Below are 26,041 nucleotides of genomic sequence, written 5' to 3'. Positions count from 1 at the left end.
TTGATTTTTCTCAAACAAAAATGAGAGTGTGATTTAGTTAGTACTCTAATTACCGTAACATAAATAAATCTAATTTTCCCGCCTAAATCACAATTTAATGGGGCGAATTGGCGCTTTTGACTGACTTTTATAGTTTGAGTTGATAGTAATTTTTGCGTTTACAATTGAGGGTTTAGTGCGAGAAAGGCCGTGGCCGAAAGAGGAAGAAACCCTATCGACTGGGCTTCTTCATCAAACGACTGGGGGATGGTTTACAGGGCGGGTTTACTAGAGCTGGTAGTTAAACTCTATCCTATGATCACCGTCCATAAAGCTAACGTTTTCATTAAAGTTGGCAAAGTAGCGCAGGTTCATTCGCGGGTTGATTTGGTAACTGAGTGCTAGCTCGTGGGTCAAAATATGGCTATTGCCTAAGCCATAATAGTTGTCGGTGTAATTGTCAGAGCCCGAAATAGTCGTCAGCCAAAAGGGATTGTAATTCAACCAGATTTTGTCGGTGATTTTGAGCTTGCTATACATTCCCACTAGGCCGTAAACGCCCATGATGGAGTAACCACTGTCGATGGAACCATCATCCTCGAGGGCGTCGTTACCAATAGACACTCCTGCGCCAACCAGTGGATAGAGGCTGAATCGCCCCATCGGTGGTAAGGCTTGGATGAAGCTATAGGACAGATCGGCACTCTCTTGAGCGACGAAGTTAGGGTTAAGGCTATAGCTGATATCAATTTGGGCGGCTCGGCCATTGGTGACATTAGCGGTAAAGTTACGAAATCGAAAAGAGTCGACAGAGTCTGAGGCGGCGCCTTCACCTCGCCAGCCTAGGGTATCGCCAAAGATCCCCTTCACTTCGATGACATTCATCCCGGCTTTGTTTTCTTCTCCCGTATCATAGGCTTGGCCCACTTTAAAATTGAGGCCTTTATCTGTTACGCCAAAGCCCGCTTGAGTATAAATCGCAAGCGGATCGGACATATCCTGAGGCTGTTTTTCAGGTTTCACGACAGGTGTATTGTCACTGTCGGCCGCGTGCGCTGTGTATAGGGGCAGCAGGGCGATACCTGCGATAAATGAATAACATGCTCTCATATTAATCTCTTTATTTTATTGAGCTTGTGGCCAAGAATGCGCAAGAGGTGAGGCATGAGATACGGAGATATGTTTCGATTCGCAGCCGAGATCATTTGCGTCACCCTATGCAATGTGGGGGCCCTATTGGTTTTTTAGTCCCGTCACTTAGCAGAGAATATCTGCCCTTATGGGACAAAAAATCACCACTAGCTAAACTACCCTAAGCATGGGGTTGTGGCAAAAGTATTTACTTAGGCGGCTGATTCGCGGTGTGATGGCGTTTGAGAGAGGTTGTCTGGCAGCGATTTCTATTGAAGCCTAAACGACTGAGTAATAAAAAAGGCCAGACAATTCTGGCCTTTAAGCTTTTGAATTTGCGATACTTATCGCATCGTAACAAATTCCTCAGCCCCAGTGGGGTGGATGGCGACAACGGCATCGAAATCGGCTTTGGTGGCGCCCATTTTCATTGCGACACCAAACCCTTGGAGAATTTCGTCCATACCAAAACCAATACCATGAATACCAACGACTTTCTCTTCTTTACCTGCACAGACCAGTTTCATCTTACAGGCTTGGCGGTGGCTAGTGACGGCGGTATACATGGAGGTAAAGCTTGAGGTGTAAACCTTCACATTATCATCACCATATTGCGCGCGGGCTTCTGGCTCGGTTAATCCCATAGTGCCAATCGGTGGATGGCTGAAGACCACAGTTGGGATTTGGCTGTAATCCATTTTGGCGTCGCTCATGCCGTTGAATAGGCGCTCAGAGAGTAAGCGACCCGCTTTAACCGCAACTGGAGTCAGCTCCACGCCGCCCGCCATAATATCGCCCACGCAATAAATGCCTTTGTGGGTGGTATTTTGCTGTGCGTCGGTAATCACATAGCCTTTGCTATCGAGTTGCACATCGGTGTTTTCTAAGCCGATATTGCCCGTTGCGGGTGAGCGGCCAATGGCCCAAATCAGGCAATCAACGGTCATGCTTTCGCCATTTTCGAGGTGCAGAGTCAGGCTGTCGTCGGCATTTTTGACCACAGATTGAGGAACGCTGTTGGTGTGCAGGGTTGGGCCTTCGGTCTTCATGGCGTCGACGAGGGCATCGATCAGCATAGGATCGAAATTACGCAGCGGCGCATGTTTACGCACAAACAGGTGAGTTTCACTGCCAAGTGCGTGTAACACGCCCGCGACTTCGACGGCGATATAGCCAGCGCCGACGACAGCGACACGTTTAGGTTGTTCGCGCAGGGCGAAGAAACCATCGGAATCAATACCGTATTCCGCACCAGGAATGTTTGGAATAGTTGGCGCGCCGCCGGTGGCGATCAGGATATGGTCAGCCGTGTAGTGCTCGCCATTCACTTCAATCGTGTTGCCATTAACGAAACGGCCATAACCATTGAGCAGGGTGACTTTGTTGTTGGTAAAGCCGCGACCGTAGGCCTCGTGGATACGACCGATATAGGCTTCGCGGCTGTTCACTAAGGTGTTCCAGTCGAATTTGTTGACTGAAACATCAAATCCATAATCTTTGGCGTAGAGGTGCATGGCTTCGGCGATATGTGCGCCATACCACATGACTTTTTTGGGTACGCAGCCCACGTTTACGCAGGTGCCGCCAACATGTTTCGCTTCGATGAGTAGAACTTTAGCGCCACGCATGGCAGCTCGGTTAGCTGAGGCGATACCGCCGCTGCCTGCGCCTAGGCAGATATAGTCAAAATGTTGAGCCATGAGTTTCTCCGTCTAACTCTAAGAATGAGGTGCTTAATAGCAGAAGGTCATTGTAGGTTGGAATGGGTTTGCAGACCAGCCCATTAGGTTGCTTTGGTATAGACCTTGTTTTGCCGCAAAAAATCTCAGCAAAGCACTCACTTTAACTATGAGCGGTTAGCTCAAGCTTAACGGCGATATTGGCAGCGATAGTGATCGTCTTGGTTTGGTCCTTCGGCGCCGCATTTGAGGCATTGCCATTCCTGCTGACGGGCACTGAGCTCGTCTATCTGATAGCGAGCGGCTTTGTCTGGCCGCTTGCCGATCTGGGTTTCGAGTTGTGACATGCGGGCGTTAAGCCAGCGACAACTGGGGTCGTTAGCGACTCTCTCTCGGCTGGCGAGTTGTTGTTTGCGGCTCGGCTTTTTCTTTTTCGCGGTGGTCGATTTGGTCGCTTGCTTGGTCTTTGCCTCATCCACATGGACTGTGGACGGCGAATACTCCAAGGCGCTTTGTTCTGCAGGGATGGCAAGTGGTTTTCCCTCACTGTCTAGCAGGGTTCCAAGCGGCAGAGGTTCGCTGGGCGGGTTTTGGGGTAAGGTTTCTAAGCCATATTCTGGTGTCAGCACAGGCTCTCGTGCGGCGCCAGTAGACGGTAAACAGCAAAATAATAATAAGATAAAGGCGTTAGATGACCGATTTAAATGATGCGTTAACATTCCCTGTTCCTCGGCAAATTAAGGTCGTTCCATCGACACCTTGAGTGTAGTTAGGGCGGGATTGGTTTGCCAAGCCGAGGGGGAGTTAGGTCGAGTAACGCTTAGAAGCTGATATTGAAGTGGATACCCGCATAGGTTTGATCCTGCGAGCTAAAGTCGCCATTGGCAGTGGCTTCTTGCTCAATATCCGCCTGAGCTATGCTGTGGCTAATATGGCCACCGAGACTCATATTATCGGCCAGATCATAATTGGCCTCTAAACCAAATTGCAGATGATTGCGGCCATTGTGATCTTCTGTTCGATATTTAAAATCAAGCCCTTGGGTAATGTAAGGGGCGAGGATGAAGCGTTCGCTAAGTTGCCAATAGCTGTGTAGACTCAGTTCGATAAAATAGCCTGCCGCCTCGGTGGAATATACATAACTCGCCGAAGGCACCAACCAGGTCACGGCATTGTAAGCCAGCTCGGCAAACAGTTCGTTATCTTGACAGCGGCTATTGCTATAGCCTTCAATCCGTTGATAGCCCACATGTGCTTCAATATCTTCACTGAGGTGTAATGCGTATTCTAGGCCAATGTTCCACTCGGTATAAGCCTGACTATCGCCGCGCCCGACAAGGGCGTAGGTTGTCAGGTTGCCGTACTCAACGCTGGCATTCATCCAATAGATACCGCCATGCTCCAAGTTATTACGCCCTTGCGAAACATACTTGCTGTCCCAGCCTAAATCTAAGTTAATTGCCCATTCTGCTGTCGATGTGGGTAATACGCCGCTACTTACGCCTTCGGTTTGCACTAAGTTTTCATTCGCCCAGCCGTTGCTTACACAGGTTAAGCTAAGGACACTTAAGGTGCTTAAGATGAAGGGGTTTAGAGCGGCCATATCGAAATCTGATCTAGATGCAAAGTATGGCGATATTCTAATACAGTGGAACATGATCGTTAATGAGAATGGATTTGATTTGCGATCAACTCGTCAACATTGAATAAGTAAATTTGGTGTAAATCTTAATTGTGAACTGAGTCGCTTTTTTATTCGCTTAATGACGTTAGGCACAGAGACGAAGGTTGCAATCGGTTTTCTCGCCTTGATAAATAGAAGATAAGCCCTTATTTATTAGCTACACAGATTGTCGAGGAACCATTATGAGCAACCCTTTGCTTAACGGCGCAAAATTACCGCTTTTTTCACAGATTAAACCTGAACATATTCAAGTTGCCGTTGAGCAGGCCATTGCTCAGTGTCGTGCCAAGATTGATGAAGTGCTGCAAAACTCAGGGCCGTTTACCTGGGATAACTTGGTTGCCCCGCTCGAGCAAGTGGACGACGAGTTAAGCCAGATCTGGTCGCCCGTGTCCCATATGAACTCAGTGGTGAGCACAGATGAATGGCGCGCCGCCCATGATGCTTGTTTGCCACTGTTATCCGAATACGGCACCTATGTGGGCCAACACCAAGGGTTGTATCAGGCCTATAAATCGCTGCGTGCATCGGCAGAGTTTGACCAATTAAGCCAAGCACAACAGATGGTGATTGAGCACAGCTTACGGGACTTCGAGCTCTCGGGTATCGGCTTAGATGATGGGCAAAAAGTGCGTTATGGCGAAATCGTTAAACGCCTATCCGAGCTGACGAGCGGCTTTTCGAATCAACTGCTCGATGCGACTCAAGCTTGGACTAAGTTAATTACCGACGAGGCAGAATTAGCTGGTTTACCCGATTCAGCTAAGGCGGCCGCAAAAGCGATGGCCGAGGCTCGCGAACAAGAAGGTTGGTTATTTACCTTAGATTTCCCTTCCTATTTACCCGTGATGACTTACAGCGAAAACCGTAGTTTACGTGAAGAGTGTTACCGCGCCTTCGTGACGCGCGCCTCGGATCAAGGTCCAAACGCGGGTGAATTTGATAATGGTCCCTTGATGGATGAAATCCTCGCGCTGCGCCACGAGCTGGCACAGTTGTTAGGCTTTGATAGTTTTGCCGAAAAATCCCTCGCGACGAAAATGGCCGAAACTCCAGCTCAAGTGATGGCCTTCTTAAATGAATTAGCGCTGCGCTCTAAGGATCAAGCTAAGGCCGAATTAGCCGAGCTTAAAGCCTTTGCACTGGAGCAGTATGGCGTGAGCGAAATGGCGTCTTGGGATTTGAGTTTCTATGCCGAGAAGTTACAGCAACATAAGTATGAGATTTCTCAAGAGTTACTGCGCCCGTACTTCCCTGAAGATAAAGTGCTATCTGGCTTGTTTTACACCGTCTCGCGCCTATTTGGTTTAAAGATTGTCGAGCAAACTGAGTTCGACCGCTGGCATAAAGACGTGCGTTTCTTCGATATTTTCGACGAAACGGGCGAGCACAGAGGCAGCTTCTATTTAGACTTATACGCCCGCACGGGCAAACGCGGCGGCGCTTGGATGGATGATTGCCGCGTGCGTCGTAACACGCCCCATGGTCTACAAAAGCCCGTGGCTTATCTCACGTGTAACTTCAATGGTCCAGTTGATGGCAAACCAGCACTCTTTACCCACGATGAAGTGACGACGCTGTTCCATGAATTTGGCCATGGTATTCACCATATGCTGACCAAAATCGACGTGGCTGGCGTATCAGGCATCAACGGTGTGCCTTGGGATGCGGTCGAATTGCCTAGCCAATTTATGGAAAACTGGTGCTGGCAAGAAGAAGCCTTAGCTGAAATCTCCGGTCACTACGAAACCGGTGAACCTTTGCCAAAAGCCATGCTAGACAAGATGTTAGCGGCGAAAAACTTTCAATCAGGTATGATGATGTTGCGCCAGTTGGAGTTTTCACTGTTCGATTTTAGACTGCACCACGAATATGACCCAGCTAAAGGGGCGCGTATTCAAGAGACCTTGGACGAAGTCCGTCGTCAGGTGGCCGTGTTAATTCCGCCCGCATTTAACCGTTTCCAACATGGTTTTGCGCATATTTTTGCGGGCGGTTATGCCGCGGGTTACTACAGCTATAAGTGGGCCGAAGTGCTGTCAGCGGATGCGTTTTCTCGCTTCGAAGAGGAAGGCATCTTCAATCCTGATACTGGCCGTAGCTTCCTGCACAACATCCTCGAAATGGGTGGTTCTGCTGAGCCGATGGACTTGTTCAAACAGTTTATGGGTCGCGAGCCGAGTATCGATGCGCTGCTGCGCCACTCTGGGATTGCGGCTTAAGCCACACTAAATAGGAAAGCTTGAGCATAAAAAAGGCGCCATTTGGCGCCTTTTTTGTGAGCTAGATCTCGCTTGCCCTCTGGTATGACCTCTGTTAGCCTGTGGCTCTTATTTTTAGGGCGACTGCATATGAATCTGTATTTCCGTTTGTTTTGGTTGTTGTTTTGGCGCACGCGCCACTGCCGTAAGATTGATTTTTTAGGCACGAGCCGCATTACTTACCGTGCATTACCTAGCGATTGCGATATCAACTTCCATCTGACCAACTCTCGTTATCCGGCGTTTATGGATCTGGCGCGCACTTATATGCTGGCCGAAATGGGGCTGTTGAAGCGTTTCCTCAAATTGAAGTGGATGCCGATTGTTAACGCCGCCGAATTTACCTATATCCGTGATATCAAGCCCTTAAAAAAGTTTGAGATTGAAACCAAAGTCGTGGGCTGGGACGAGAAATATTTCTATATTGAACAACGCTTTGTGAGTGAACGTGGTTTGCACTGCATAGTGCATGTGCGTGGTGTGTTTGTCTGTAAAGGTAAGCAAGTTCCCTTGGATGTGTTAGTCAAAGAGGCGGGTTATACCGATCCTGCTCCTGAGTTGCCGCCAGAAGTCATTAAATGGAAAGCGTTTTTACAATTGAAGAAAGAACGCAATCTCTAATATGTAGGCGTTAGGGAATGGTCCTAATTCCTGTATCTTCCTCCATTTCGGCGAGTAGCACCTCTTCAAGAACCAGCATCCAGGCGCCGCGAAGCTGCGCCTGTTGCCAATAACGCACTAATTCATCTAAATCCAATAGGTTTAAGTGGGCAAAGCTGTAGCTTAAACAGGGGATAAGGGCGCAGTCGGCCAAGGTAAAACTGTCGCCGCACACCCAGTGATTCTGGCTAAGTTGGGTATCCAAGCGCTGAAACTGGGCAAACATCTGCTTTTCTATCTGCTTGATTTCAAATTCATGGCCTTCGGGGGCATGCTTTAGTTTTTCTAATTGAAATAATGGGTTATTGATATCGTTATCTATGATGCGATCGAATAAGCGCACCTCGAGATTGCGCTCGGGTTCGGCGGGCAGTAACTCGGTGCCGTTTTGAAAATGCTTGTCTAGGTATTCAACAATAATGCTGGATTCGGGGAGCAGTTGATCTTCATGGGTTTTGAGTAACGGGAGTTTGCCAGGTGGATAGAATTGCTGAAATGTCTGACGTGTTAGCGGGTCACGCAAATCGGTGATCCGCGGGTAAAAGTTAGCTTGTTTTTCATAGAGTGCAATTAACACCTTCTGTGAATAACGTGATAACGGATGATAAAAAAGCTCCATAGGTGTCGACCTCACAACCCCTGCATTTTCTGACTTTACGTCTTAACTTTAGTCGGTATCAAGGCGCTTGCTGTGGGATTTTTCCTTAAAAGCAGTGGAATTGGCGTAAAAGTGGTTTGCCATACGGAATGATCCACCCAAGCTAAAATTCGGTACTATTACCGCTCAGATAAAAGCAACGCAATACGGACAAATCAAGGGAGCTGTATGAGCCAGTTAGAAAGTTTCTCATCCATCTATGCCAGAGCGAGTGAACGTAAGGGCGGTAAAGCGGGACTCGAAGCATTATTACCCGGCTGCCTTAGCAGTGCCGAGCTTCGTCAGTATGATGATGCAAGGCTGCTCTCAGCCATGAGCCGCCAGGTGTTTCAGAGTGGTTTTGTCTGGCGCGTGGTCGATAACAAATGGCCTGCCTATGAGCAGTCCTTCTTTCATTTTGCACCCGAAAAAGTATTGATGTTATCGCCAGAGCAGATCCAAGCTCGCGCCGCGGATGCGACTCTGATCCGTCACCTTAAGAAAACCCAAGCGGTTTATGATAATGCCTTGATGATCCACGATATTACCCGCGAGCATGGCAGCTTGGCAAAGCTGATTGCCGACTGGCCGACCGAGGATATAGTCGGGCTTTGGGCACTCTTAAAGAAACGAGGCGCTCGCCTCGGTGGCAATACGGGGCCGTATTTCCTGCGCGGTATTGGTAAGGACACCTTTTTGTTAACCGATGATGTGCAGGGCTACTTTAAAGCCCACAAGTTGGTGGATGCGGGCTTTAGCTCGCAAACGGCGCTAAAGCAGGTGCAAGCGGTATTCAACCAATGGCAGCAAGAATCGGGTCGGTGTCTTGCGGATATCAGTCGCGTCTTAGCCTGCAGCGTTGGGGATAACCGTATTTAGATAAAAAAGGACCAGCCAAATTTGGCTGGTCAAGGCTCGATATCTCAAGCAATTGGAGTGCTGCAGGGAAGCAGCGGGATGAACGTATAAGCAAATAGAGGATTAGAAACTTTTACTGATCCCAATGACGACTCTGTCATCGAAGATTTCAGTTTGTGTGCCATAGACTTTATGGTCACTTTCCACAGTGCTGCCGTGGTAACGTAGGTCGAAGTTAAGGCCGTAATAAGCCTTGCTTAGGCCAATGTTCCAGTGACCCCAACCTTCGGCGCCATTACCACTTAAGTCTTGATAACCAACGGAAGCTGAGATTTTTACACCATTATCAAAGCTATAGCTTGGGTGCAAGGCATAGTTAACGCCGTGCCAGCCATCGACACCAAACCAATCATCCACCGTTGGGGTGACTTCGAGTTGCAGATTTGCGCGGCCAAATTGTTTGCCCACTTTTAACCATAACTCGGTATAGTTGGAGTAGGACGCACCGGGATAAAGGTATGAAAACAGCATCACATCATAGGTAAAACCCGAGTCGCCAAATTCACCCGCTTTACCAATAAATGGCGCGGTGACTATCTCTAGGTTAGGGTCGGCAAATTTGATGTTGGAGCTGAATACGCCCGCATACCAGCCTTGGTTGTGGTTCCAGCTTAGTGTGCCTTGTACGACGGGAATATCACCGTCTAAAGTTTCAGATTCACCGCGAAAAACATAATCTGAAGCAAAGTTAACATTGCCATTAATAGTGCCACCAAAGAGTTGATTATCTTCGGCGCCGTGAGAGCTTGCCGCCAAAGAAAGCAATGCTCCTGTCAGCAGAAATTTAGTACGAGTCTTCATAATCATCATCTCAAAGTATTGGTAATTGTTAGCGCACCTTTATCGTAAAAATAAGTTGTGAATAGCCATGCAGCGTGGGATGAACCAATGACGAAAAGATGTGAATGAATGTGAACAAGCAGCGAAATAACGTGGTTGCTGAAAGTGTTAGTTTTTTAAAATGCGTTTTTTGGGAAGCAGAGTTTCATTTAATGGGGTGTAAAAAGCCATTTCGGGTTTGCCCTAAATTACACTTGGTCATAAAATGTCGCGTCCAAGGTTTTGGGCGTCTCTCATTTCCAAGATGTAGATTTAAAACGAATTTACATAAGTCATATATTATTTCACGGTACCAAGAGTAATTTTCGCCTACGTTTTTGACTATCTAGTTGGATAACAAGGCGATATGACTCATTGTTGTTTATCAAACATCTGTCGTGAAAGGGCTGATGATATATGCGTAAAGTCTTATTTATGAGAGGCGTAAGCGAATATATAGCATCGTTATCAATTAAATGCTCATTCAGCATTAATAGTGACGAAACCTGTGTTGCCAAACATGTTTGCAACATTTTTGATATAGAGTAGGCTGGATAAGTGCTTTGTATCGTATAACGCTAACAACCTTATCCACTATTAGCATATTGCTTCATTAAGGTAACAATTCAATGAAAAAGGTATGCGACAGGGTGTGAATATTTTCATTAGTTTACATTTTAGTTGGTTTATCTTTCTTGTTCATCCTTATAGGGTATGCGATAAGTAGCAGATTTGATTATTAGTTATAATTACGACCGTCAGTTCGCCCTTATAGCGTGCAAACGGTAGCGTTAATATTTAAAGGAGTTCTCATGCGGCAGACAATTAAACTTGCCTCAGTAATCAGCGTGGCGTTGTGGATGGCAGCTTGTAGCCCTCAAGAGGATAAAGCCGCTCATGGCGGCGCAGGGCCGCAGAGCATAGAAGTTGGGGTAATCAATGTGGCGGCTAAGCCTCAGGTTATCCAAGTCGAATTACCAGGCCGTAGCAAGGCGTTCCTCGAAGCCGAAGTGCGTCCTCAAGTGAATGGCATCATTACCAAACGTAGTTTTGTTGAAGGCGGCAATGTTAAGCAGGGCGAGTCCCTCTATCAAATTGATTCAGCGCCTTACAAAGCTGCACTCGTGAGCGCGAATGCCGATTTAGCCAGAGCGAATGCAAGTCTTGCTTCTGCCAAAGCAAAAGCCGCTCGTTATCAGCAGTTAGTGAAGACTAACGCTATCAGTAAACAGGATTTCGACGAAGCTGAAGCGGCTTACAAAGAAGCGCTGGCGAGTGTCACTGTCGCTGAAGCTGCCATCAACACCGCGAAAATCAACCTCGAATACACCGAAGTGTTAGCGCCTATTTCCGGCCGTATCGGTAAATCGAGTGTGACAGCGGGTGCGCTAGTAACGGCTAACCAAAGCCAAACATTGGCGACCATTCAACAGCTCGATCCAATCAATGTGGATATCGCCCAGTCAAGTGCTCAACTGTTACGCCTAAAAGCCAAGTTGAAGCAAGGTAAACTGCAGGCGGCCGATAATGCTGACGTGCAGTTAGTCTTAGAAGACGGCACTGTTTATGGTCACAACGGTAAGTTGCAATTTGCCGAAGTGAGCGTGGATGAGAACACTGGCTCAGTGATCCTGCGTGCAGAGTTTCCGAACCCCGATGGCATCTTATTGCCTGGCATGTATGTTCGCGCCGTATTGAATACCGGTACCGATCCTCAAGCCATTTTGGTGCCGCAAAAGGCCATTAGCCGAAATGCGAAGGGACAAGCTGTGGCTATGGTGGTGAACGATCAAGGCGTAGTTGAAGCAAAAATTGTTACCACAGCTGAAGTTATCGACAATCAATGGCGTATTACTGCAGGTTTGGAAGCGGGCGATAAGTTGATTGTGGAAGGATTACAAAAGATCCGTCCAGGTGCACCAGTCACTCCCAAAGTTATTTCTGAAACCCAAGCACAATAGGGCATAGCTATGGCACGTTTTTTTATTGATCGCCCCATCTTTGCGTGGGTGATCGCGTTAATCATTATGTTGGCGGGGGTATTGTCTATTCGATCCCTGCCAGTCTCGCAGTACCCCAGTATTGCGCCACCGACAGTGGTGATCAGTGCGAACTACCCAGGTGCATCGGCCAAAATCGTTGAAGACTCAGTGACTCAGGTGATTGAGCAACGTATGAAAGGTATCGACCACCTACGTTATATCGCATCGACCAGTGATAGCTTCGGTAACGCGTCTATTACCTTAACCTTTAACGCTGAGGCCGATCCCGATATCGCTCAGGTTCAAGTACAGAACAAGTTACAGGGCGCGATGACCTTGTTACCTCAAGAGGTGCAATCGCAAGGGGTTAACGTTAACAAGTCAAGTTCTGGCTTCTTGATGGTACTGGGCTTCGTCTCGACCGACGGTTCTTTGGACAAGGGTGATATCGCCGACTATGTGGGCGCTAACATCCAAGATCCTATGAGCCGTGTACCGGGCGTGGGCGAAATTCAGTTATTCGGCGCCCAATACGCGATGCGTATATGGTTAGATCCACTGAAACTGACCCAATACAACCTCACCAGTTTAGATGTGGTGAGCGCCATTCGTGCGCAAAACGCGCAGGTTTCTGCGGGTCAACTCGGTGGCACGCCATCGCTGCCGGGACAAGAGCTAAACGCGACAGTATCGGCGCAGAGCCGCCTGCAAACGCCTGAACAGTTCCGCAAGATCATCATCAAATCCGATACTTCGGGTGCGAACGTGTTCTTGGCTGATGTGGCGCGTGTCGAACTGGGCTCAGAAAGCTATGCAGTAGAGTCTCTCTACAACGGTAAACCCGCTTCTGGTATTGCGATTAAACTGGCTACCGGTGCTAACGCTCTGGATACCGCGGAAGCGGTTCGCGCTAAAGTTGAAGAGTTACGTCCCTTCTTCCCTGCTGGGTTAGATGTGGTTTACCCCTACGATACAACGCCATTCGTTGAGAAATCGATTGAAGGCGTAGTACACACTCTGCTGGAAGCGATCGTACTGGTGTTCGTCATCATGTACCTCTTCCTGCAAAACTTCCGTGCGACCTTAATTCCAACGATTGCTGTGCCTGTGGTATTGCTGGGTACCTTTGCGATTCTGTCGGCAACGGGCTTCTCCATCAACACCCTCACCATGTTTGCTATGGTGCTGGCGATTGGTCTCCTCGTGGACGACGCGATTGTGGTGGTGGAAAACGTTGAGCGGGTTATGGCCGAAGAGGGCCTAAGTCCACTCGAGGCGACCCGTAAGTCGATGGATCAGATCACTGGCGCGTTAGTCGGTATCGGTCTGACACTGTCAGCGGTATTCGTACCTATGGCGTTTATGTCGGGTTCTACCGGGGTTATTTATCGTCAGTTCTCGATCACTATCGTCTCTGCGATGGCGCTGTCTGTACTGGTGGCCTTGATCTTAACGCCTGCACTCTGTGCGACCATGTTGAAACCGTTGAAGAAGGGCCACGGTCATATCGAAACGGGCTTCTTTGGCTGGTTTAACCGTGGCTTCGATCGCTTAACTAACCGTTACGAATCGAGCGTTGCGGGTATTGTGAAGCGTAGCTTCAGAGTCATGATGATCTATGCAGCCTTAGTCGTGGCTGTGGGCTGGATTTTCATGCGCATGCCAACGGCATTCTTACCTGACGAAGACCAAGGTATCTTGTTTACGCAGGCGATTTTGCCAACCAACTCTACCCAAGAAAGCACCATGAAAGTGTTAGAGAAAGTCTCTGATCACTACATGGCAGAAGATGCCGTTAAATCGGTATTCAGCGTGGCGGGCTTCAGTTTCGCGGGTCAAGGCCAAAACATGGGTATTGCCTTCGTTGGCTTGAAGGATTGGTCAGAGCGTGAAGCGCCGGGTATGGATGTACAGTCCATTGCTGGCCGTGCTATGGGCGTATTCAGCCAAATGAAAGAAGCCTTCGTATTCGCCTTCGTACCGCCAGCGGTAATCGAGTTGGGTACGGCAAACGGTTTCGATATGTACCTGCAAGATAAGAGTGGCCAAGGACACGCTAAGTTACTCGAGGCGCGTAACCAATTGCTGGGTATGGCAGCACAGAATCCAAACCTAGTAGGCGTTCGTCCAAACGGTCAGGAAGATGCGCCAATCTATCAGTTGCATATCGACCATGCCAAACTGAGTGCCTTAGGCATTGAGATTGCGAACGTTAACAGCGTACTCGCAACCGCATGGGGTGGTTCTTATGTAAACGACTTTATCGACCGCGGTCGTGTGAAGAAAGTTTACGTACAGGGCGATGCTCAATACCGTATGCAACCTGAAGACTTAGACACTTGGTACGTGCGTAACAACAAGGGCGACATGGTGCCATTCTCGGCCTTCGCGACTGGCGCATGGGAATATGGTTCACCTCGTCTAGAACGTTTCAACGGTTTACCTGCCATGAACATTCAAGGCGCAACGGCTCCTGGTTTCAGTACCGGTGCGGCGATGAATATCATGGAAGATATGGTGAAACAGTTACCACCTGGCTTTGGTATCGAGTGGAACGGCCTATCCTATGAGGAACGTTTATCGGGTAACCAAGCGCCAGCGCTGTATGCCCTGTCGATTCTAGTAGTGTTCCTAGTATTGGCTGCACTGTATGAAAGCTGGTCCGTACCGTTCGCAGTAATCCTAGTGGTTCCGCTCGGTATTATCGGTGCCTTGCTGGCGATGAATGGTCGTGGCTTGCCAAATGACGTGTTCTTCCAGGTAGGTCTGTTGACGACGGTCGGTTTGGCGACGAAGAACGCCATCTTGATTGTGGAATTCGCCAAAGAATTCTATGAGAAAGGTTCGGGTCTTATCGAGGCGACCTTACATGCGGTACGTGTGCGTTTGCGTCCAATTCTGATGACGTCACTCGCCTTCGGTCTGGGTGTGGTACCGTTAGCGATTAGTACGGGTGTAGGTTCTGGTAGCCAGAACGCCATCGGTACTGGTGTACTCGGCGGTATGATGAGTTCGACCTTCTTAGGTATCTTCTTCGTGCCGTTGTTCTTCGTGATTGTGGAACGTATCTTCAGTAAGCGCGAGAAGAAAGGTAAAGAAGAAAAGCCGACCTCGGCAGAGTAATCTACAGCCTAACACTATTAAAGCCCTGCACCTGCAGGGCTTTTTGTTAGCGTATCGTTACTACGATGGATAGCCAGCATTAGCCAATTCGGGCATATTGGTGGAATCATAATGGATGAGGAACTTGGTATGTCGTCACAGGAACTTGCAGCACTTGATAAAGCCATAGCCAAGGGAAAGTGGTTTTTTATCCTAGTGGTTGGCGTGTTGTTTTGGGGTGGGGTGACTTCCCTCGTGGTCGCCACTATCCATTATTTCACCTCAGATACATCCTTTTGGGGCGAGTTAGCTCGGGCACTCTGTATTTATCCTGCGGCAGGTATTTTATTTGGTTGGTTTGACTGGGTGCGGCTACAACGTAAAAGAGATAGACTGCGCGCCGAATATTATCAGCCGCATAATGAGTAACAGTGCGTTGGCTTGAGGAGCAAAGTGGTGTCATCGGTGAGAGGGTTTATGACTAAGCAGCTTATCATGGCAGTCGTTTGCCATTGTATCGCGCTGGGCATGGTCGCCTATGGCGCCTATGAGTTTTATCTTGAGCAACTTGCCGTTCCTGAGCTGACTCGCCTCTTTGCCGTCGCAGTATTTTTTATTGGCATGGGGCTCGACCCTAATATGTTTTTTACTCCCCTCAACCAAGTGATGAGTCAGGCCGAGGATAAATCGCCTAAGGCAAAGTTACAGACTGTGGTGTTTAATCTGGGGGTTTTCTTGCTGATCTGTAGTTTTTTAATGGAATGGTTGTACGACTGAAGTCGTTAATTAACACCAGAATTAGGACATCAAAAAGGGCGTCGAGCTTAGCTTCGACGCCCTTTTGGTAAGGGATGGAGGCAAACCTCGGCTTAAGGTGTGTAGTAAGTAGCTGCGCCTGGCCCCACAGGCAGACCAAAGCCAAACACCCACAGGAAGAAGAACGCCGTCCAGCCAACGAAAAATACTAAGGTGTACGGCAGCATAGTGGCGATGAGTGTGCCTATACCAAGGTTTTTCTGGTAACGGCAAGCCACGGCCAAAATCAGCCCGAAATAACTCATCATAGGCGTGACTAAGTTAGTCACTGAGTCGCCAATACGGTAGGCCGCTTGAATGGTTTCAGGCGCATAGCCGACTAACATCAGCATGGGTACGAAAATCGGTGCGGTAATGGCCCACTGGGCCGAGGCGCTACCCAGCATCAAGTTGATAAAGCCACAGATCATAATAAAAAACAGGAACAGGATTGGCCCAGTTAAGCCAATGGATTGCAGGGCATCGGCACCCAGCACGGCTAACACGGCGCCGAGATTACTCCAGTTAAAGAAGGCCACAAATTGCGCCGCAAAAAACACCAGTACGATATACAGCCCCATAGTACTCATGCTGTGTGACATGGCATTGATAACGTCTTTATCGTTTTTAATGCTGCCAACGACCTTGCCATAGATAAAACCCGGGATTGCAAAACAGATAAAGATAAAGGCGACGATGCCTTTGAGGAATGGCGAACCCGAGACTAGGCCGGTTTTAGGATCGCGCAGTGGTGCACCCTCTGGAACGACTGACAGTGCAAGGATTACCGCTAGCACCAGCATAGATAATCCCGCCCACTTGAGGCCGCGTTTTTCCAGCTCGGTGACATTGCCCATGGATTGGTGCACGGTTTCATCGGCATCATCGCCTTGATATTTGCCCAGTTTCGGCTCGACAATTTTCTCGGTCACAAAGGCCCCGAGGAAAGTGATCACAAAGGTCGAGACAAACATAAAGTACCAGTTAACCTCGGGGCCGACGTTGTAGTCGGGATCGATCATCCGCGCCGCCGCCTCAGTGATACCCGATAACAGCGGATCGACAGTCCCGAGCAATAGGTTAGCGCTGTATCCTCCTGATACCCCAGCAAATGCCGCGGCAAGCCCCGCCAGTGGATGGCGACCTAAGGAGTGGAAGATCATCGCCGCCATGGGAATTAATACCACATATCCAAGCTCTGCCGCCGTGTTCGACATAATGCCGGCAAACACGATAGTTAATGTCACCAAACGCTTCGATGCGCCCATAACGAGTGCACGCATCGCCGCGGATAACAGTCCCGAACGCTCGGCGATACCCACACCCAGTAGGGCGACCAACACAGTGCCTAAGGGCGTAAAGCCAGTGAAGTTAGTGACTAAGTTGGACACTATCATCCGCAAGCCTTCGGCATTCATCAGACTGACGACATGGATAAGTCCATCGGCGCCTCGGCCGTGGGCGCCCACGGGGCGCGGATCGGTTACCGTTAATCCAAAGTAGCCCGCAATGCCTGATACTAAGATCACGGCGACACAGAACAGGGCGAACAAGGTAATAGGATGGGGGAGTAGGTTCCCTAAGCGTTCGACAATATTAAGAAAACGGACAAACCAGCCGCTAGAACTCATGTCGTCGGCCTGTGGTGAATTGATGGGAATATCGTTGGATTTCGAGCTCATTCTCTTGCCTCTGTCGACCTTTGCTAGCGCATTCTTTACCCGGGAGCAGAATCGATGCGGCGTACTTGGCAGAGCTATGTCTGGCCCAAGTGGTTGGATTAACGCTAAGGTGAAAGTTAAAAAATTGGCCGAAAAGTATGATGGTTAAGCTTTAATTGAAACTTAAATGTTGCAACTGTGGCTGTGCGGCGGATTATGGGGGAAATACGGGGTAAAAAAATGGACTCACTAGGAGTCCAGTATTCACGAGCAAAAAGGTTGCTCTTAACGTTGTGCATATACACTATAGCCTAGTTTTTCTGTATCCAAGCTGAATAATTTCGCTGGTCATTTTGTTGCTTAATGCTCTGACCAGAGTAGCTAAAGCTAATATTTCATTGCGTTAGCTATCGCTTTAGATGAAATTCTTGGCCATTTATGTTTAGCTGTACCCGTTGAGACTAAGAATAAACCCTAAGGATGGAAGATGGACAAACTGTTATTAGGATTAGCGCTGATTTTTATCGTCACCTACCTTTGGTACGTCAGCCTAGTCAAAAAGCGCAATACCGCCCTCGAAGCCCTGTCGGGGATCGATGTGCAGTTAGCCAAGCGCGCCGATCTTGTGCCCAATATCCTCAAAATCGCCAAGCGATTTATGGATCATGAAAAGTCATTACTCACTGAAATCACTGAGCTGCGCACCCAATTAACCCGCAATTACAACAAGACAGATCCGAATGCGGTGAAAGAGCATATTGCGCAAGCTGAGAAGCTGAACGATAAAATGGGTGCCTTGATGGTGAGCGTTGAAAGCTATCCCGAGCTGAAGTCGGACAATACTATGCTTGAGGCGATGCAAACCTATAACGAGGTTGAAGCCCATATCTCTGCTGCCCGCCGTTTCTATAACTCGGCGGTGTCTGAGTTAAATACTGCCGTTGAGATTTTCCCCGGGTCGATTATTGCGTCGATGGCAAACATTAAGGTGATGCCATTCTACGAGGTGAATGAAGCCTCTAAAGCGCCGATAGACGCGGCGGATTATCTGTAATCCTTCGATATTTGCGGGGCCAAGATAGGCTCCGCAAACATATTAACTGAATGAATATACTGACCTTTATCTTAGGTAGTCCCATCAAGGCTCAGCGGCAGGCGGCAAGATTGTCGGCCGACGCTTCGGATAGGGAGTCGCTGCAGGAGTACTACGATACCCAACTGGCGCCGCTCGCCGCCCGCTATGAAACTAAGCGCGTCAACAGCCTTAAGGCCACGCGTAAACGCTTATATCTTAGTTTGGCGATAGTCGCAGGTCTCGTGTTGTTAGCGCTATTGGGGCATAACCGTGGACTCATGCTGTTTCCGCTGCCGTTAGTCGCGCTATTGGGATTAGGTTTTTGGAGTTTTACACCGACTCGGCAGTTTAAGCGGCAAGTACAGCAAGAAATTTATCCCATCATGTTTAAGTACTTTGGTGAGGATTTTATCTACAACCGCGAGATGCGCCTCGACATGAATCGCCTCAGTGCGGCTAAGGTGCTACCTAATTACGATAAGGCGAGCTTTGGTGATTATATTCAAGGCCAATACAAGGGCATCGAGTTAGTCGTCAATGAGTTAACCCTAACCAAAGACGTGCGAGTGGAGGAGTGGGACGGCAATAAACGCCGAACCGTGACCCGCACCGAGACCCGTTTTCGCGGCACTGTGGTTGAGCTAAGTAGCCATAAGCAATTTATTGGTCATACCGTGGTATTAAAGGATCGCGGTGGGCTGGCAAATTTCTTATCCGACAGCCACTCAGGGCTGCAGAGGGTGAAGCTTGAAGATCCCCTGTTCGAAAAAGAGTTCGATGTGTTTTCAACGGATCAAATCGAGTCGCGCTATTTGCTCAATACCGCCTTTATGGAGCGCTTGCAGCAATTGGCAAAGTCCTTCGATGGAGATATTCAATGCGCCTTCTTCCGCAATCGTTTGATCTTGTTTTTGCCTAATCGTCGCAGTCGTTTCCAGATGCAATCTATCTTCGACAGTGCTAATTTTTCGGCCGAATTTAGCCAGTTAAACCGTGAGATGAAGCAACTCTTTGCTATTATTGAAGTACTTAAACTAAACGAACACACGGGACTTTGATGTCAGCAACGTATTCTTCGCCACTTTGCCTTAAGTCGATAGCCACCGTTAGCCTTGGTTTGTGGTTGGCTTGGGGAAGTGTTGCGGCCGCGTTTGCCGACGAAGCTAAGCCTAAGCCCCGTATTGTGGCCCGTTATTCTGAAAGCGGTATTGTGAGTAACACTGGGCAAGAAAAAGTCAAAGTTTATCAATATCTACAGGCCAATGGTGTCACGGCTTTTACCGATAAAGCGCCGACCACCAATGAGTATCAAATCCTGCTCTATGACTGCTTTGCCTGTCGTCCTGACTCCAAAATTGACTGGAATGGTATTCGGCTGTTTACCCGCAATTACGATAGCTTGATCAGCCGTGCGGCCCATAAACATCAATTAGACCCTGCACTTATCCGCGCCGTGATCCACGCCGAATCGGCCTTTAATGCCAGAGCCTTGTCGCGTACAGGCGCAATGGGCCTGATGCAATTAATGCCCGAAACCGCCAAAGAGATGGGCGTGACCAATGCCTTTTTGCCGGAGGAGAATATTCTCGGCGGCAGTAAGTATTTGGCGCAAATGCTAAAACAGTTCAATGGTGATATTGCGCTAGCCTGCGCGGCCTATAATGCGGGGCCTACAACTGTGACTCAGTACAACGGTATTCCGCCCTATCCAGAAACCCAAGCCTATGTGGAACGGGTGCAAATTCTGCTAAAACGTTACCGCAGCGCCAAAGTCTAGCAACACAGCCACGACCTATTTAATGCTTAAAAACAAAAGCAGCGTACCTAAGAGGTGACGCTGCTCTGCTGCATACGGTGATGACGCAATAGGATTGGCTTATTCGCCGACTTCCCATTTGACGATGACATTGCCATCGGCTTGGCCTAAGTTTTTGCCGAGGTAATCGAGCATCTCAGTCGCGATTTCATCCAGTTGCCAAGGTGGGTTAATCACCCATAGTCCTGCGGCGGTCATGCCAAATTCATTGGAGTCCGGCTTGATTGCCTGCTCGATACGTAGCTGGCGCTTAATGCCGCTGTCGGCTAAGCGGGAAAGCATTTCTTCCGTCTGCGCGCGGTTGACTACGGGATACCAGAGCATAAATACGCCCGTAGCAAAGCGTTTGTGCGCCTTGATTAAGGTCTCGGCGACCGTTTGATAGTCGGTCTTAATCTCATAACTGGGATCGACAAGTACCAGTGCGCGGCGCTCTAGTGGCGGTACCGCAGCAATCAATCCTTTAAGGCCATCGCCCTTGATGACTTTTACCTGCTTATCCTGCTCGAAATACTCATCCAGCAGCAGATGATCGGTACCGTGCAGCTCGTGCAGCAGCATACGATCCTTCGGCCCTAGCTCCATATCGATAATGGCGGGGGAACCTGGGTAAAAGTTGAGTTCTTCTGGATTGTCTTCGTTAAAGTGACGCACCGCATCTACATAATCCTGCAGGGATTTTGGCAGATCGGTTTTATTCCAAAGCTTAGCTACGCCTTCGAGGTATTCACCCGTCTTCTGAGCAAACTCATCCGTTAATGCATAACCGCCGGCACCCGCATGGGTATCGATATAGACTAAGGGTTTGTCTTTCTTATGCATTAACTGCAAGGTTTGCAGCAAAATAGCGTGTTTCAGCACATCGGCATAATTGCCGGCGTGATAACCGTGGCGGTAACTTAACATCGGATCTTCCAAGGTGAGCAGTACAGGTGAGATACCCGCATTCAATGGGGCAATTATAGGGACAATACTCCTTGGGGTAAATTAGCCACACTAAGTGCTGCCCCGAATTCGCCATGCAAGAGAGTATTCAGCTCTGCTTGCTTTTGGCATAATGGCGGCAATTTCTACCTGTCAAACAGTGATCCCTTTGCCTATTCCAGTCTTTTTTAATCAGCAATTTCCAACTCTTGTGGACATTTGTGCCCGTTGGCAACTGGTTTTTGATGCCGATGCGCCATTTGAATTGCGTTTTGAATCAGACACCTTGACGCTACATAAGCGCGATGAGCCTAAGCTCGATGGCATAATGGTGGATTTTGTAACTGGCGCGGTTGCCCATAGACGCAAGTTTGGTGGCGGTCGTGGGCAGTCGATTGCTAAGGCTGTTGGGTTAAAACAAGGCGTTACGCCAAAAGTGGTCGATGGCACTGCGGGTCTAGGCCGCGATGCTTTTGTGCTGGCAAGCTTGGGCTGCACTGTGACTATGGTAGAGCGCCATCCTGTGGTGGCCGCATTATTAGAAGACGGCTTGCGCCGCGCCTATCAGGATGCCGAAATCGGCGACTGGATGCGTGAACGTATGCAGCTTTTCCATGGATCCAGCCTCGAAGCACTCGCCAAATTGGAGCAAGAGGTTGATGTGGTCTACCTCGACCCTATGTACCCCCACCGCGACAAATCAGCCTTAGTCAAAAAAGAAATGCGAGTATTCCAAACCTTAGTCGGTGCAGACCTCGACGCCGATGGTTTGCTCGCCCCCGCCATGGCCCTAGCCAGTAAGCGTGTTGTGGTAAAGCGCCCCGATTATGCCGAAGACCTCGCTGGCGTTAAGCCCAGTATGGTTATCGAAACGAAGAAAAACCGCTTCGATGTCTATGTGAAATCGGCAATGAAGTAGTGCTCTTCATCCATTTTTAACGCCCTCTTGTCCCTTAGTTATTGAGGATTAAGGCAATAAAAAAGCGCTAACCTAGGTTAGCGCTTTTGTTTTTGAATAAAGGTTATGTTTATCGCACTAAGGTAAACAGTGGGGTTTGACTGACCGCTTGAAAATCCAGCGCCATGGTTACACTGAGTGCTGTGATGGTAATAATTGAAAAACCAAACACTTGTCTGGCCCAACGTGGCATATCCACATCTTGACGATAACCTTTGAGGGCCATTGTTAGCCACCAGAGGCTGGTGGCACAGGTCACGGCCATAAAGGCGGTGCCTGTGTAACCTGCGAGTGGCAGCATGGTGCTGACCAAGGCGAACACTGCGATATAGAGCACTATATGGTGCTTCGCCTTGGCCATCCCTTCGGCGACTGGCAGCACGGGGATCTTCGCGGCTGCATAGTCATTAAAGCGGAAAATCGCGATGGCGTAGGAGTGTGGCATCTGCCAGAGGCTGAACATCAGCAATAAAATCACTGCGCCCATATCCATTTGCCCCGTCACGCTGCAATAGCCCACCACGGGCGGTACAGCGCCCGAAAAGCTGCCGACTAAGGTGCCGTAAACCGAGTTTCGCTTCATATAGAGGCTATAAATCCCGACATACACGACATAGCCAATAGCGGCAAACAGCAGAGCTAAGGTATTGGTGAACAAGGCTAAGATGCCAAATCCAAGCACGCCTAAGGCGATGCCAAACAGCAAGACATGGCTTAGGGGGATTTCGCCCGTGACGGTGACGCGTTTGCAGGTGCGCTGCATTTTGGCGTCAATGTCACGGTCAATACAGTTATTAATCGCACAGCCTGAGGCGACGACTAAGGATAATCCCACTAAGCTTGCCAGCATCAAGACCAGATCCACATCGCCCTTAGCGGCCAATAGGAAGCCGCCAGCAACGGAAATCAGATTCCCGAAAATGATGCCAGGCTTAGTTACCTGTACATACCCTTTGAAGCGTGCTTTCCATTGCGTCGATGTCAATCTAGCTTGTGTGTTCATTTGCTGTGTCTCGTTACATCATCAAAGCGTTAGCTTCGAGAATGATCCATACCGACAAGCCAACCACCATCACTATGATCAGTGCGGTAAATAGGAAGGAGAAGGTGTTGACCTTGCCTTCCTTAGAGAAGTCCAAGTGCAGGAAGTACTTAAGGTGTACCAAAATCTGCACCAGTGCCGTGACAACGACGATGGCAAGCGTCGTCGATTGCTCGAAGTGATGGGTCATTACCGCCCAGAATGGGATGGCAGTTAACACCACTGACAGCCCAAAACCGACTAAGTAGGACTTGATGCTGGCGGCTAGATCGTCTGCGCCATGGCTATGATCATGCGAATGAGTATGTGCGCCCATTACAATGCTCCCAATAAGTACACAACGGTGAATACGCAAATCCACACGATGTCGAGGAAATGCCAGAACAAGCTTAAGCAGCTCAAGCGAGTGATGCTGCGGTTGCCTAAGCCCGTTTTGCCGACTTCAATCATCATGATTGCCATCCAAATTAACCCTGCGGTCACGTGCAAGCCGTGCATGCCCACTAAGGTGAAGAAAGATGACAGGAAGGCGCTGCGTTGTGGGCCGTTGCCATGTTCGATCAGGTGATGGAACTCATAAACTTCCATGCCGATAAACACACAGCCCAGTGCAAAGGTAATGGCTAACCAAGTGAGGGTTGCCGCCTTGTTGTGGCGCTTAGCGAAAATCAAGGCAAAGCCATAGGTAATACTACTGAGCAGCAGGGCTGCGGTTTCGATCAGCACAAAGTCCAGTTCGAAAATGTCTTTACCCGATACACCGCCGTCGGTGTTCATATAGAGCACGGCGTAGGTGGCGAATACCGATGCAAACAGGATGCAGTCGGTCATCAGGTAGAGCCAAAAACCAAACAGGGTGTTGCCACCCGTATCATGGTGCTCGTGGTGCTCCTCGGCGTGAGCAACTTCTAAATCAGCTGGGATTGCAACACTCATATCAGCCCCTTACTACATTGTTTAAGTGAGCATTTTCAATGCGTGCCACTTCATCGGGTTGAACGTAATAGTCGACATCGTTGTTATAAGCACGGAATAAGAACACGATAAACGCGCTCACCATGCCCACAATCGCGAGCCACAGAATGTGCCAAATCGCAGCAAAACCAGCGGCAGTAATGCCCAGCGCCATTAAGATACCGCTCGGGGTATTTTTCGGCATATGGATTGGCTGATAGTGTTTGAGGCGTTGATAGGCGGTGCCTTTTTCTTTGGCATCGGTAAAGGCATCGATATCAGACACTTGTGGCAACTTAGCAAAGTTGTAGAACTGTGGTGGTGATGCGGTTGACCATTCCAGTGTGTGGCCATTCCATGGGTCGCCCGTGGTGTCACGGTTTTGGTCGCGGTCACGGATACTCACGTACAGTTGCACGAATTGCAGAATGATACCGACCATGATGATGCAAGCACCCACGGCAGCGATATAGATCCACATGTTCCATGCTGGGTTATCAATGTGGTTGATACGGCGAGTCATACCCATAAAACCGAGTACATACAGCGGCATAAAGGCCACATAGAAACCAATTTGCCAGCACCAGAATGACGCTTTACCTAAACGCTCATTTAAGTGGAAACCCGTCGCTTTCGGGAACCAGTAAGCAAAACCAGCTAAGTAACCGAACACGGCACCACCGATAATGGTGTTATGGAAGTGAGCGATCAGGAACAAGCTGTTGTGCAGTACGTAGTCGGCGCCAGGTACGGCTAATAGTACGCCCGTCATACCACCAATGGTGAAAGTCACCATAAAGCCTAAGGTCCACAGCACTGGCACGGTTAAGCGCAGGCGGCCGCGGTAAATAGTGAACAACCAGTTAAACAGTTTTACCCCAGTCGGGACCGCAATCACCATGGTCATCACGCCGAAGAAGGCGTTGACGTTGGCACTCGAGCCCATGGTAAAGAAGTGGTGTAACCACACGATAAAACCGAGGATCGAAATCGCGCCACTGGCCCATACCATTGAGGAATAGCCGAACAGACGCTTAGAGGTAAAGGTTGAAATCACATCCGAGAAGATACCAAACGCAGGTAAAATCAGGATGTACACTTCAGGGTGACCCCAAGCCCAGAACAGGTTGATATACATCATGGCGTTACCACCACCATCATTGGTGAAGAAGTGGAAACCCATGTAGCGATCGAGTGTTAACAGCGCTAAAACCGCGGTCAGGATCGGGAACGACGCCACGATCAGGATGTTGGCCCAAGTACAAGTCCAAGTGAAGATAGGCATTTGCATCAGCTTCATGCCTGGAGCACGCATCTTAAGCACAGTCGCGATAAAGTTGACCCCGGTTAAGGTTGTCCCTATCCCCGAAATCTGCAGCGCCCAGATGTAGTAATCGACCCCGACGCCCGGACTGTAAGCCAGTTCAGACAACGGCGGGTAAGCTACCCAACCGGTACGGGCGAATTCACCTAAACCTAATGAAATATTGATCAGCACGGCACCTGACGCGGTTAACCAGAAGCTGAGGTTGTTCAAGAAGGGGAAGGCAACGTCGCGGGCACCGATTTGCAGTGGCAGCACTAAGTTCATTAGACCGATCATAAATGGCATCGCCATAAAGATAATCATGATCACGCCGTGGGCAGTGAAGATTTGGTCGTAATGTTCTGGCGGCAGATAACCTGCTGCGCCATTGGTGGCCAGTGCCTGTTGGGTACGCATCATGATGGCGTCGGAAAAACCGCGGATCAGCATGATGAAGGCAAGCACTATGTACATAATACCGAGGCGTTTATGGTCAACCGAGGTTAACCAGTCGTGCCAAAGCACACCCCATTTTTTGTGTTTAGTGATCAAGGCTGCGACGTACAGACCTATCACGGCAACAACCGCAAGGGTCACCATGATGATAGGCTCATGATACGGGATCGCATCTAAGCTTAATTTACCGAGAAAAGACATG

General features: G+C 49.0%; 23 protein-coding genes. 11 read left to right on the top strand and 12 right to left on the bottom strand.

What is annotated here, in order from left to right; translation table 11 throughout:
- Positions 1 to 267: 267 nt before the first annotated feature.
- The 4 genes from SHEWMR4_RS20070 to SHEWMR4_RS20055 form a co-directional block, all read right to left on the bottom strand.
- Complete coding sequence (locus tag SHEWMR4_RS20070; RefSeq protein WP_011624567.1) at positions 268 to 1,089, bottom strand: hypothetical protein; 822 nt, start codon at positions 1,087 to 1,089, stop codon at positions 268 to 270.
- 365 nt (positions 1,090 to 1,454) lie between these two features.
- Entirely contained in the window at positions 1,455 to 2,810 is a 1,356-nt protein-coding gene (gene gorA, locus SHEWMR4_RS20065) for a glutathione-disulfide reductase (RefSeq protein WP_011624566.1), read from the bottom strand.
- A 167-nt stretch (positions 2,811 to 2,977) separates the two neighbouring features.
- Positions 2,978 to 3,508, bottom strand: a complete 531-nt coding sequence (locus SHEWMR4_RS20060; protein WP_011624565.1) for a hypothetical protein — start codon at positions 3,506 to 3,508, stop codon at positions 2,978 to 2,980.
- A gap of 101 nt (positions 3,509 to 3,609) precedes the next feature.
- On the bottom strand, positions 3,610 to 4,392 hold the full coding sequence (locus SHEWMR4_RS20055) for a hypothetical protein (RefSeq protein ID WP_083757950.1): 783 nt from the start codon (positions 4,390 to 4,392) through the stop codon (positions 3,610 to 3,612).
- Between the two features lie 263 nt (positions 4,393 to 4,655).
- Between SHEWMR4_RS20055 and prlC the strand changes: the two genes are divergently transcribed.
- Positions 4,656 to 6,695 carry an oligopeptidase A gene (gene prlC / locus SHEWMR4_RS20050; protein WP_011624563.1) on the top strand — a complete coding sequence of 680 codons (2,040 nt, stop codon included), beginning with the start codon at positions 4,656 to 4,658 and terminating at the stop codon, positions 6,693 to 6,695.
- Positions 6,696 to 6,824: 129 nt separating this feature from the next.
- Complete coding sequence (locus SHEWMR4_RS20045; protein ID WP_011624562.1) at positions 6,825 to 7,355, top strand: thioesterase family protein; 531 nt, start codon at positions 6,825 to 6,827, stop codon at positions 7,353 to 7,355.
- Positions 7,356 to 7,365: 10 nt separating this feature from the next.
- Here SHEWMR4_RS20045 and SHEWMR4_RS20040 read toward each other — a convergent pair whose 3' ends face one another.
- Complete coding sequence (locus tag SHEWMR4_RS20040; RefSeq protein ID WP_011624561.1) at positions 7,366 to 8,013, bottom strand: glutathione S-transferase family protein; 648 nt, start codon at positions 8,011 to 8,013, stop codon at positions 7,366 to 7,368.
- A 207-nt stretch (positions 8,014 to 8,220) separates the two neighbouring features.
- Between SHEWMR4_RS20040 and SHEWMR4_RS20035 the strand changes: the two genes are divergently transcribed.
- Positions 8,221 to 8,910, top strand: a complete 690-nt coding sequence (locus SHEWMR4_RS20035; protein WP_011624560.1) for a DNA-3-methyladenine glycosylase I — start codon at positions 8,221 to 8,223, stop codon at positions 8,908 to 8,910.
- 102 nt (positions 8,911 to 9,012) lie between these two features.
- On the opposite strand, the gene SHEWMR4_RS20030 is transcribed toward SHEWMR4_RS20035, so the two are convergent.
- Positions 9,013 to 9,759, bottom strand: a complete 747-nt coding sequence (locus tag SHEWMR4_RS20030; protein ID WP_011624559.1) for a TorF family putative porin — start codon at positions 9,757 to 9,759, stop codon at positions 9,013 to 9,015.
- 821 nt (positions 9,760 to 10,580) lie between these two features.
- Between SHEWMR4_RS20030 and SHEWMR4_RS20025 the strand changes: the two genes are divergently transcribed.
- From SHEWMR4_RS20025 to SHEWMR4_RS20010, 4 genes are all read left to right on the top strand, one after another.
- Positions 10,581 to 11,729, top strand: a complete 1,149-nt coding sequence (locus SHEWMR4_RS20025; RefSeq protein WP_011624558.1) for an efflux RND transporter periplasmic adaptor subunit — start codon at positions 10,581 to 10,583, stop codon at positions 11,727 to 11,729.
- A 9-nt stretch (positions 11,730 to 11,738) separates the two neighbouring features.
- Entirely contained in the window at positions 11,739 to 14,873 is a 3,135-nt protein-coding gene (locus SHEWMR4_RS20020) for an efflux RND transporter permease subunit (RefSeq protein ID WP_011624557.1), read from the top strand.
- A 111-nt stretch (positions 14,874 to 14,984) separates the two neighbouring features.
- Positions 14,985 to 15,281: a hypothetical protein gene (locus SHEWMR4_RS20015; RefSeq protein WP_011624556.1), complete on the top strand. Its 297-nt coding sequence runs from the start codon at positions 14,985 to 14,987 to the stop codon at positions 15,279 to 15,281.
- 48 nt (positions 15,282 to 15,329) lie between these two features.
- Positions 15,330 to 15,629: a hypothetical protein gene (locus SHEWMR4_RS20010; RefSeq protein WP_011624555.1), complete on the top strand. Its 300-nt coding sequence runs from the start codon at positions 15,330 to 15,332 to the stop codon at positions 15,627 to 15,629.
- 92 nt (positions 15,630 to 15,721) lie between these two features.
- Here SHEWMR4_RS20010 and SHEWMR4_RS20005 read toward each other — a convergent pair whose 3' ends face one another.
- A complete protein-coding gene (locus SHEWMR4_RS20005) occupies positions 15,722 to 17,329 on the bottom strand; it encodes an AbgT family transporter (protein WP_011624554.1) in 1,608 nt (535 codons plus the stop codon).
- Between the two features lie 466 nt (positions 17,330 to 17,795).
- Between SHEWMR4_RS20005 and SHEWMR4_RS20000 the strand changes: the two genes are divergently transcribed.
- The 3 genes from SHEWMR4_RS20000 to SHEWMR4_RS19990 are packed head-to-tail and all read left to right on the top strand — an operon-like array spanning position 17,796 to position 20,160.
- Positions 17,796 to 18,362 carry a LemA family protein gene (locus SHEWMR4_RS20000; RefSeq protein WP_011624553.1) on the top strand — a complete coding sequence of 189 codons (567 nt, stop codon included), beginning with the start codon at positions 17,796 to 17,798 and terminating at the stop codon, positions 18,360 to 18,362.
- A 50-nt stretch (positions 18,363 to 18,412) separates the two neighbouring features.
- A complete protein-coding gene (locus SHEWMR4_RS19995; protein ID WP_011624552.1) occupies positions 18,413 to 19,441 on the top strand; it encodes a DUF3137 domain-containing protein in 1,029 nt (342 codons plus the stop codon).
- Positions 19,441 to 20,160, top strand: a complete 720-nt coding sequence (locus tag SHEWMR4_RS19990) for a lytic transglycosylase domain-containing protein (RefSeq protein WP_011624551.1) — start codon at positions 19,441 to 19,443, stop codon at positions 20,158 to 20,160. Before SHEWMR4_RS19995 ends, SHEWMR4_RS19990 begins: the two co-directional genes overlap by 1 nt.
- 99 nt (positions 20,161 to 20,259) lie before the next feature.
- Here SHEWMR4_RS19990 and SHEWMR4_RS19985 read toward each other — a convergent pair whose 3' ends face one another.
- The gene (locus tag SHEWMR4_RS19985; RefSeq protein ID WP_011624550.1) at positions 20,260 to 21,105 is read right to left on the bottom strand and encodes a 23S rRNA (adenine(2030)-N(6))-methyltransferase RlmJ; all 846 of its coding nucleotides are present in this window, start codon (positions 21,103 to 21,105) and stop codon (positions 20,260 to 20,262) included.
- A gap of 151 nt (positions 21,106 to 21,256) precedes the next feature.
- On the opposite strand from SHEWMR4_RS19985, the gene SHEWMR4_RS19980 reads away from it, so the two are divergent.
- Positions 21,257 to 22,042 (top strand): class I SAM-dependent methyltransferase, encoded by a 786-nt coding sequence (locus SHEWMR4_RS19980; protein WP_011624549.1) that lies wholly within the window; start codon positions 21,257 to 21,259, stop codon positions 22,040 to 22,042.
- A gap of 109 nt (positions 22,043 to 22,151) precedes the next feature.
- Here the strand turns inward: SHEWMR4_RS19980 and cyoE are convergent, their stop codons facing one another.
- The 4 genes from cyoE to cyoB are packed head-to-tail and all read right to left on the bottom strand — an operon-like array spanning position 22,152 to position 26,040.
- A complete protein-coding gene (gene cyoE, locus SHEWMR4_RS19975) occupies positions 22,152 to 23,084 on the bottom strand; it encodes a heme o synthase (RefSeq protein WP_011624548.1) in 933 nt (310 codons plus the stop codon).
- A 13-nt stretch (positions 23,085 to 23,097) separates the two neighbouring features.
- Positions 23,098 to 23,439 carry a cytochrome o ubiquinol oxidase subunit IV gene (cyoD, locus tag SHEWMR4_RS19970; protein WP_011624547.1) on the bottom strand — a complete coding sequence of 114 codons (342 nt, stop codon included), beginning with the start codon at positions 23,437 to 23,439 and terminating at the stop codon, positions 23,098 to 23,100.
- Positions 23,439 to 24,059, bottom strand: coding sequence for a cytochrome o ubiquinol oxidase subunit III (cyoC, locus tag SHEWMR4_RS19965; protein ID WP_011624546.1), 621 nt, complete (start codon positions 24,057 to 24,059; stop codon positions 23,439 to 23,441). Before cyoC ends, cyoD begins: the two co-directional genes overlap by 1 nt.
- A 1-nt stretch (position 24,060) precedes the next feature.
- Positions 24,061 to 26,040, bottom strand: a complete 1,980-nt coding sequence (gene cyoB / locus SHEWMR4_RS19960; RefSeq protein ID WP_011624545.1) for a cytochrome o ubiquinol oxidase subunit I — start codon at positions 26,038 to 26,040, stop codon at positions 24,061 to 24,063.
- Position 26,041: the final 1 nt, after the last annotated feature.

Origin of the sequence: Shewanella sp. MR-4 (genome assembly GCF_000014685.1) — a bacterium.
In the GTDB taxonomy this organism is placed as follows: Bacteria; Pseudomonadota; Gammaproteobacteria; order Enterobacterales; family Shewanellaceae; genus Shewanella.
This window is presented reverse-complemented; position numbering and strand designations above follow the sequence as displayed.

What these genes read in the sequence shown, in the direction of transcription:
- SHEWMR4_RS20025 (WP_011624558.1), top strand. Translation starts at nt 10,581, where the DNA reads ATGCGGCAGACAATTAAACTTGCCTCAGTAATCAGCGTGGCGTTGTGG.
- SHEWMR4_RS19985 (WP_011624550.1), bottom strand. Translation starts at nt 21,105, where the DNA reads ATGTTAAGTTACCGCCACGGTTATCACGCCGGCAATTATGCCGATGTG.
- SHEWMR4_RS20070 (WP_011624567.1), bottom strand. Translation starts at nt 1,089, where the DNA reads ATGAGAGCATGTTATTCATTTATCGCAGGTATCGCCCTGCTGCCCCTA.
- SHEWMR4_RS20020 (WP_011624557.1), top strand. Translation starts at nt 11,739, where the DNA reads ATGGCACGTTTTTTTATTGATCGCCCCATCTTTGCGTGGGTGATCGCG.
- SHEWMR4_RS20035 (WP_011624560.1), top strand. Translation starts at nt 8,221, where the DNA reads ATGAGCCAGTTAGAAAGTTTCTCATCCATCTATGCCAGAGCGAGTGAA.
- SHEWMR4_RS19990 (WP_011624551.1), top strand. Translation starts at nt 19,441, where the DNA reads ATGTCAGCAACGTATTCTTCGCCACTTTGCCTTAAGTCGATAGCCACC.
- SHEWMR4_RS20015 (WP_011624556.1), top strand. Translation starts at nt 14,985, where the DNA reads ATGGATGAGGAACTTGGTATGTCGTCACAGGAACTTGCAGCACTTGAT.
- SHEWMR4_RS20040 (WP_011624561.1), bottom strand. Translation starts at nt 8,013, where the DNA reads ATGGAGCTTTTTTATCATCCGTTATCACGTTATTCACAGAAGGTGTTA.
- cyoB (WP_011624545.1), bottom strand. Translation starts at nt 26,040, where the DNA reads ATGTCTTTTCTCGGTAAATTAAGCTTAGATGCGATCCCGTATCATGAG.
- cyoC (WP_011624546.1), bottom strand. Translation starts at nt 24,059, where the DNA reads ATGAGTGTTGCAATCCCAGCTGATTTAGAAGTTGCTCACGCCGAGGAG.
- SHEWMR4_RS20005 (WP_011624554.1), bottom strand. Translation starts at nt 17,329, where the DNA reads ATGAGCTCGAAATCCAACGATATTCCCATCAATTCACCACAGGCCGAC.
- SHEWMR4_RS20060 (WP_011624565.1), bottom strand. Translation starts at nt 3,508, where the DNA reads ATGTTAACGCATCATTTAAATCGGTCATCTAACGCCTTTATCTTATTA.
- SHEWMR4_RS20030 (WP_011624559.1), bottom strand. Translation starts at nt 9,759, where the DNA reads ATGATGATTATGAAGACTCGTACTAAATTTCTGCTGACAGGAGCATTG.
- SHEWMR4_RS20045 (WP_011624562.1), top strand. Translation starts at nt 6,825, where the DNA reads ATGAATCTGTATTTCCGTTTGTTTTGGTTGTTGTTTTGGCGCACGCGC.
- SHEWMR4_RS19995 (WP_011624552.1), top strand. Translation starts at nt 18,413, where the DNA reads ATGAATATACTGACCTTTATCTTAGGTAGTCCCATCAAGGCTCAGCGG.
- SHEWMR4_RS20000 (WP_011624553.1), top strand. Translation starts at nt 17,796, where the DNA reads ATGGACAAACTGTTATTAGGATTAGCGCTGATTTTTATCGTCACCTAC.
- cyoD (WP_011624547.1), bottom strand. Translation starts at nt 23,439, where the DNA reads ATGGGCGCACATACTCATTCGCATGATCATAGCCATGGCGCAGACGAT.
- SHEWMR4_RS20055 (WP_083757950.1), bottom strand. Translation starts at nt 4,392, where the DNA reads ATGGCCGCTCTAAACCCCTTCATCTTAAGCACCTTAAGTGTCCTTAGC.
- SHEWMR4_RS20010 (WP_011624555.1), top strand. Translation starts at nt 15,330, where the DNA reads ATGACTAAGCAGCTTATCATGGCAGTCGTTTGCCATTGTATCGCGCTG.
- cyoE (WP_011624548.1), bottom strand. Translation starts at nt 23,084, where the DNA reads ATGAACACACAAGCTAGATTGACATCGACGCAATGGAAAGCACGCTTC.
- gorA (WP_011624566.1), bottom strand. Translation starts at nt 2,810, where the DNA reads ATGGCTCAACATTTTGACTATATCTGCCTAGGCGCAGGCAGCGGCGGT.
- prlC (WP_011624563.1), top strand. Translation starts at nt 4,656, where the DNA reads ATGAGCAACCCTTTGCTTAACGGCGCAAAATTACCGCTTTTTTCACAG.
- SHEWMR4_RS19980 (WP_011624549.1), top strand. Translation starts at nt 21,257, where the DNA reads ATGGCGGCAATTTCTACCTGTCAAACAGTGATCCCTTTGCCTATTCCA.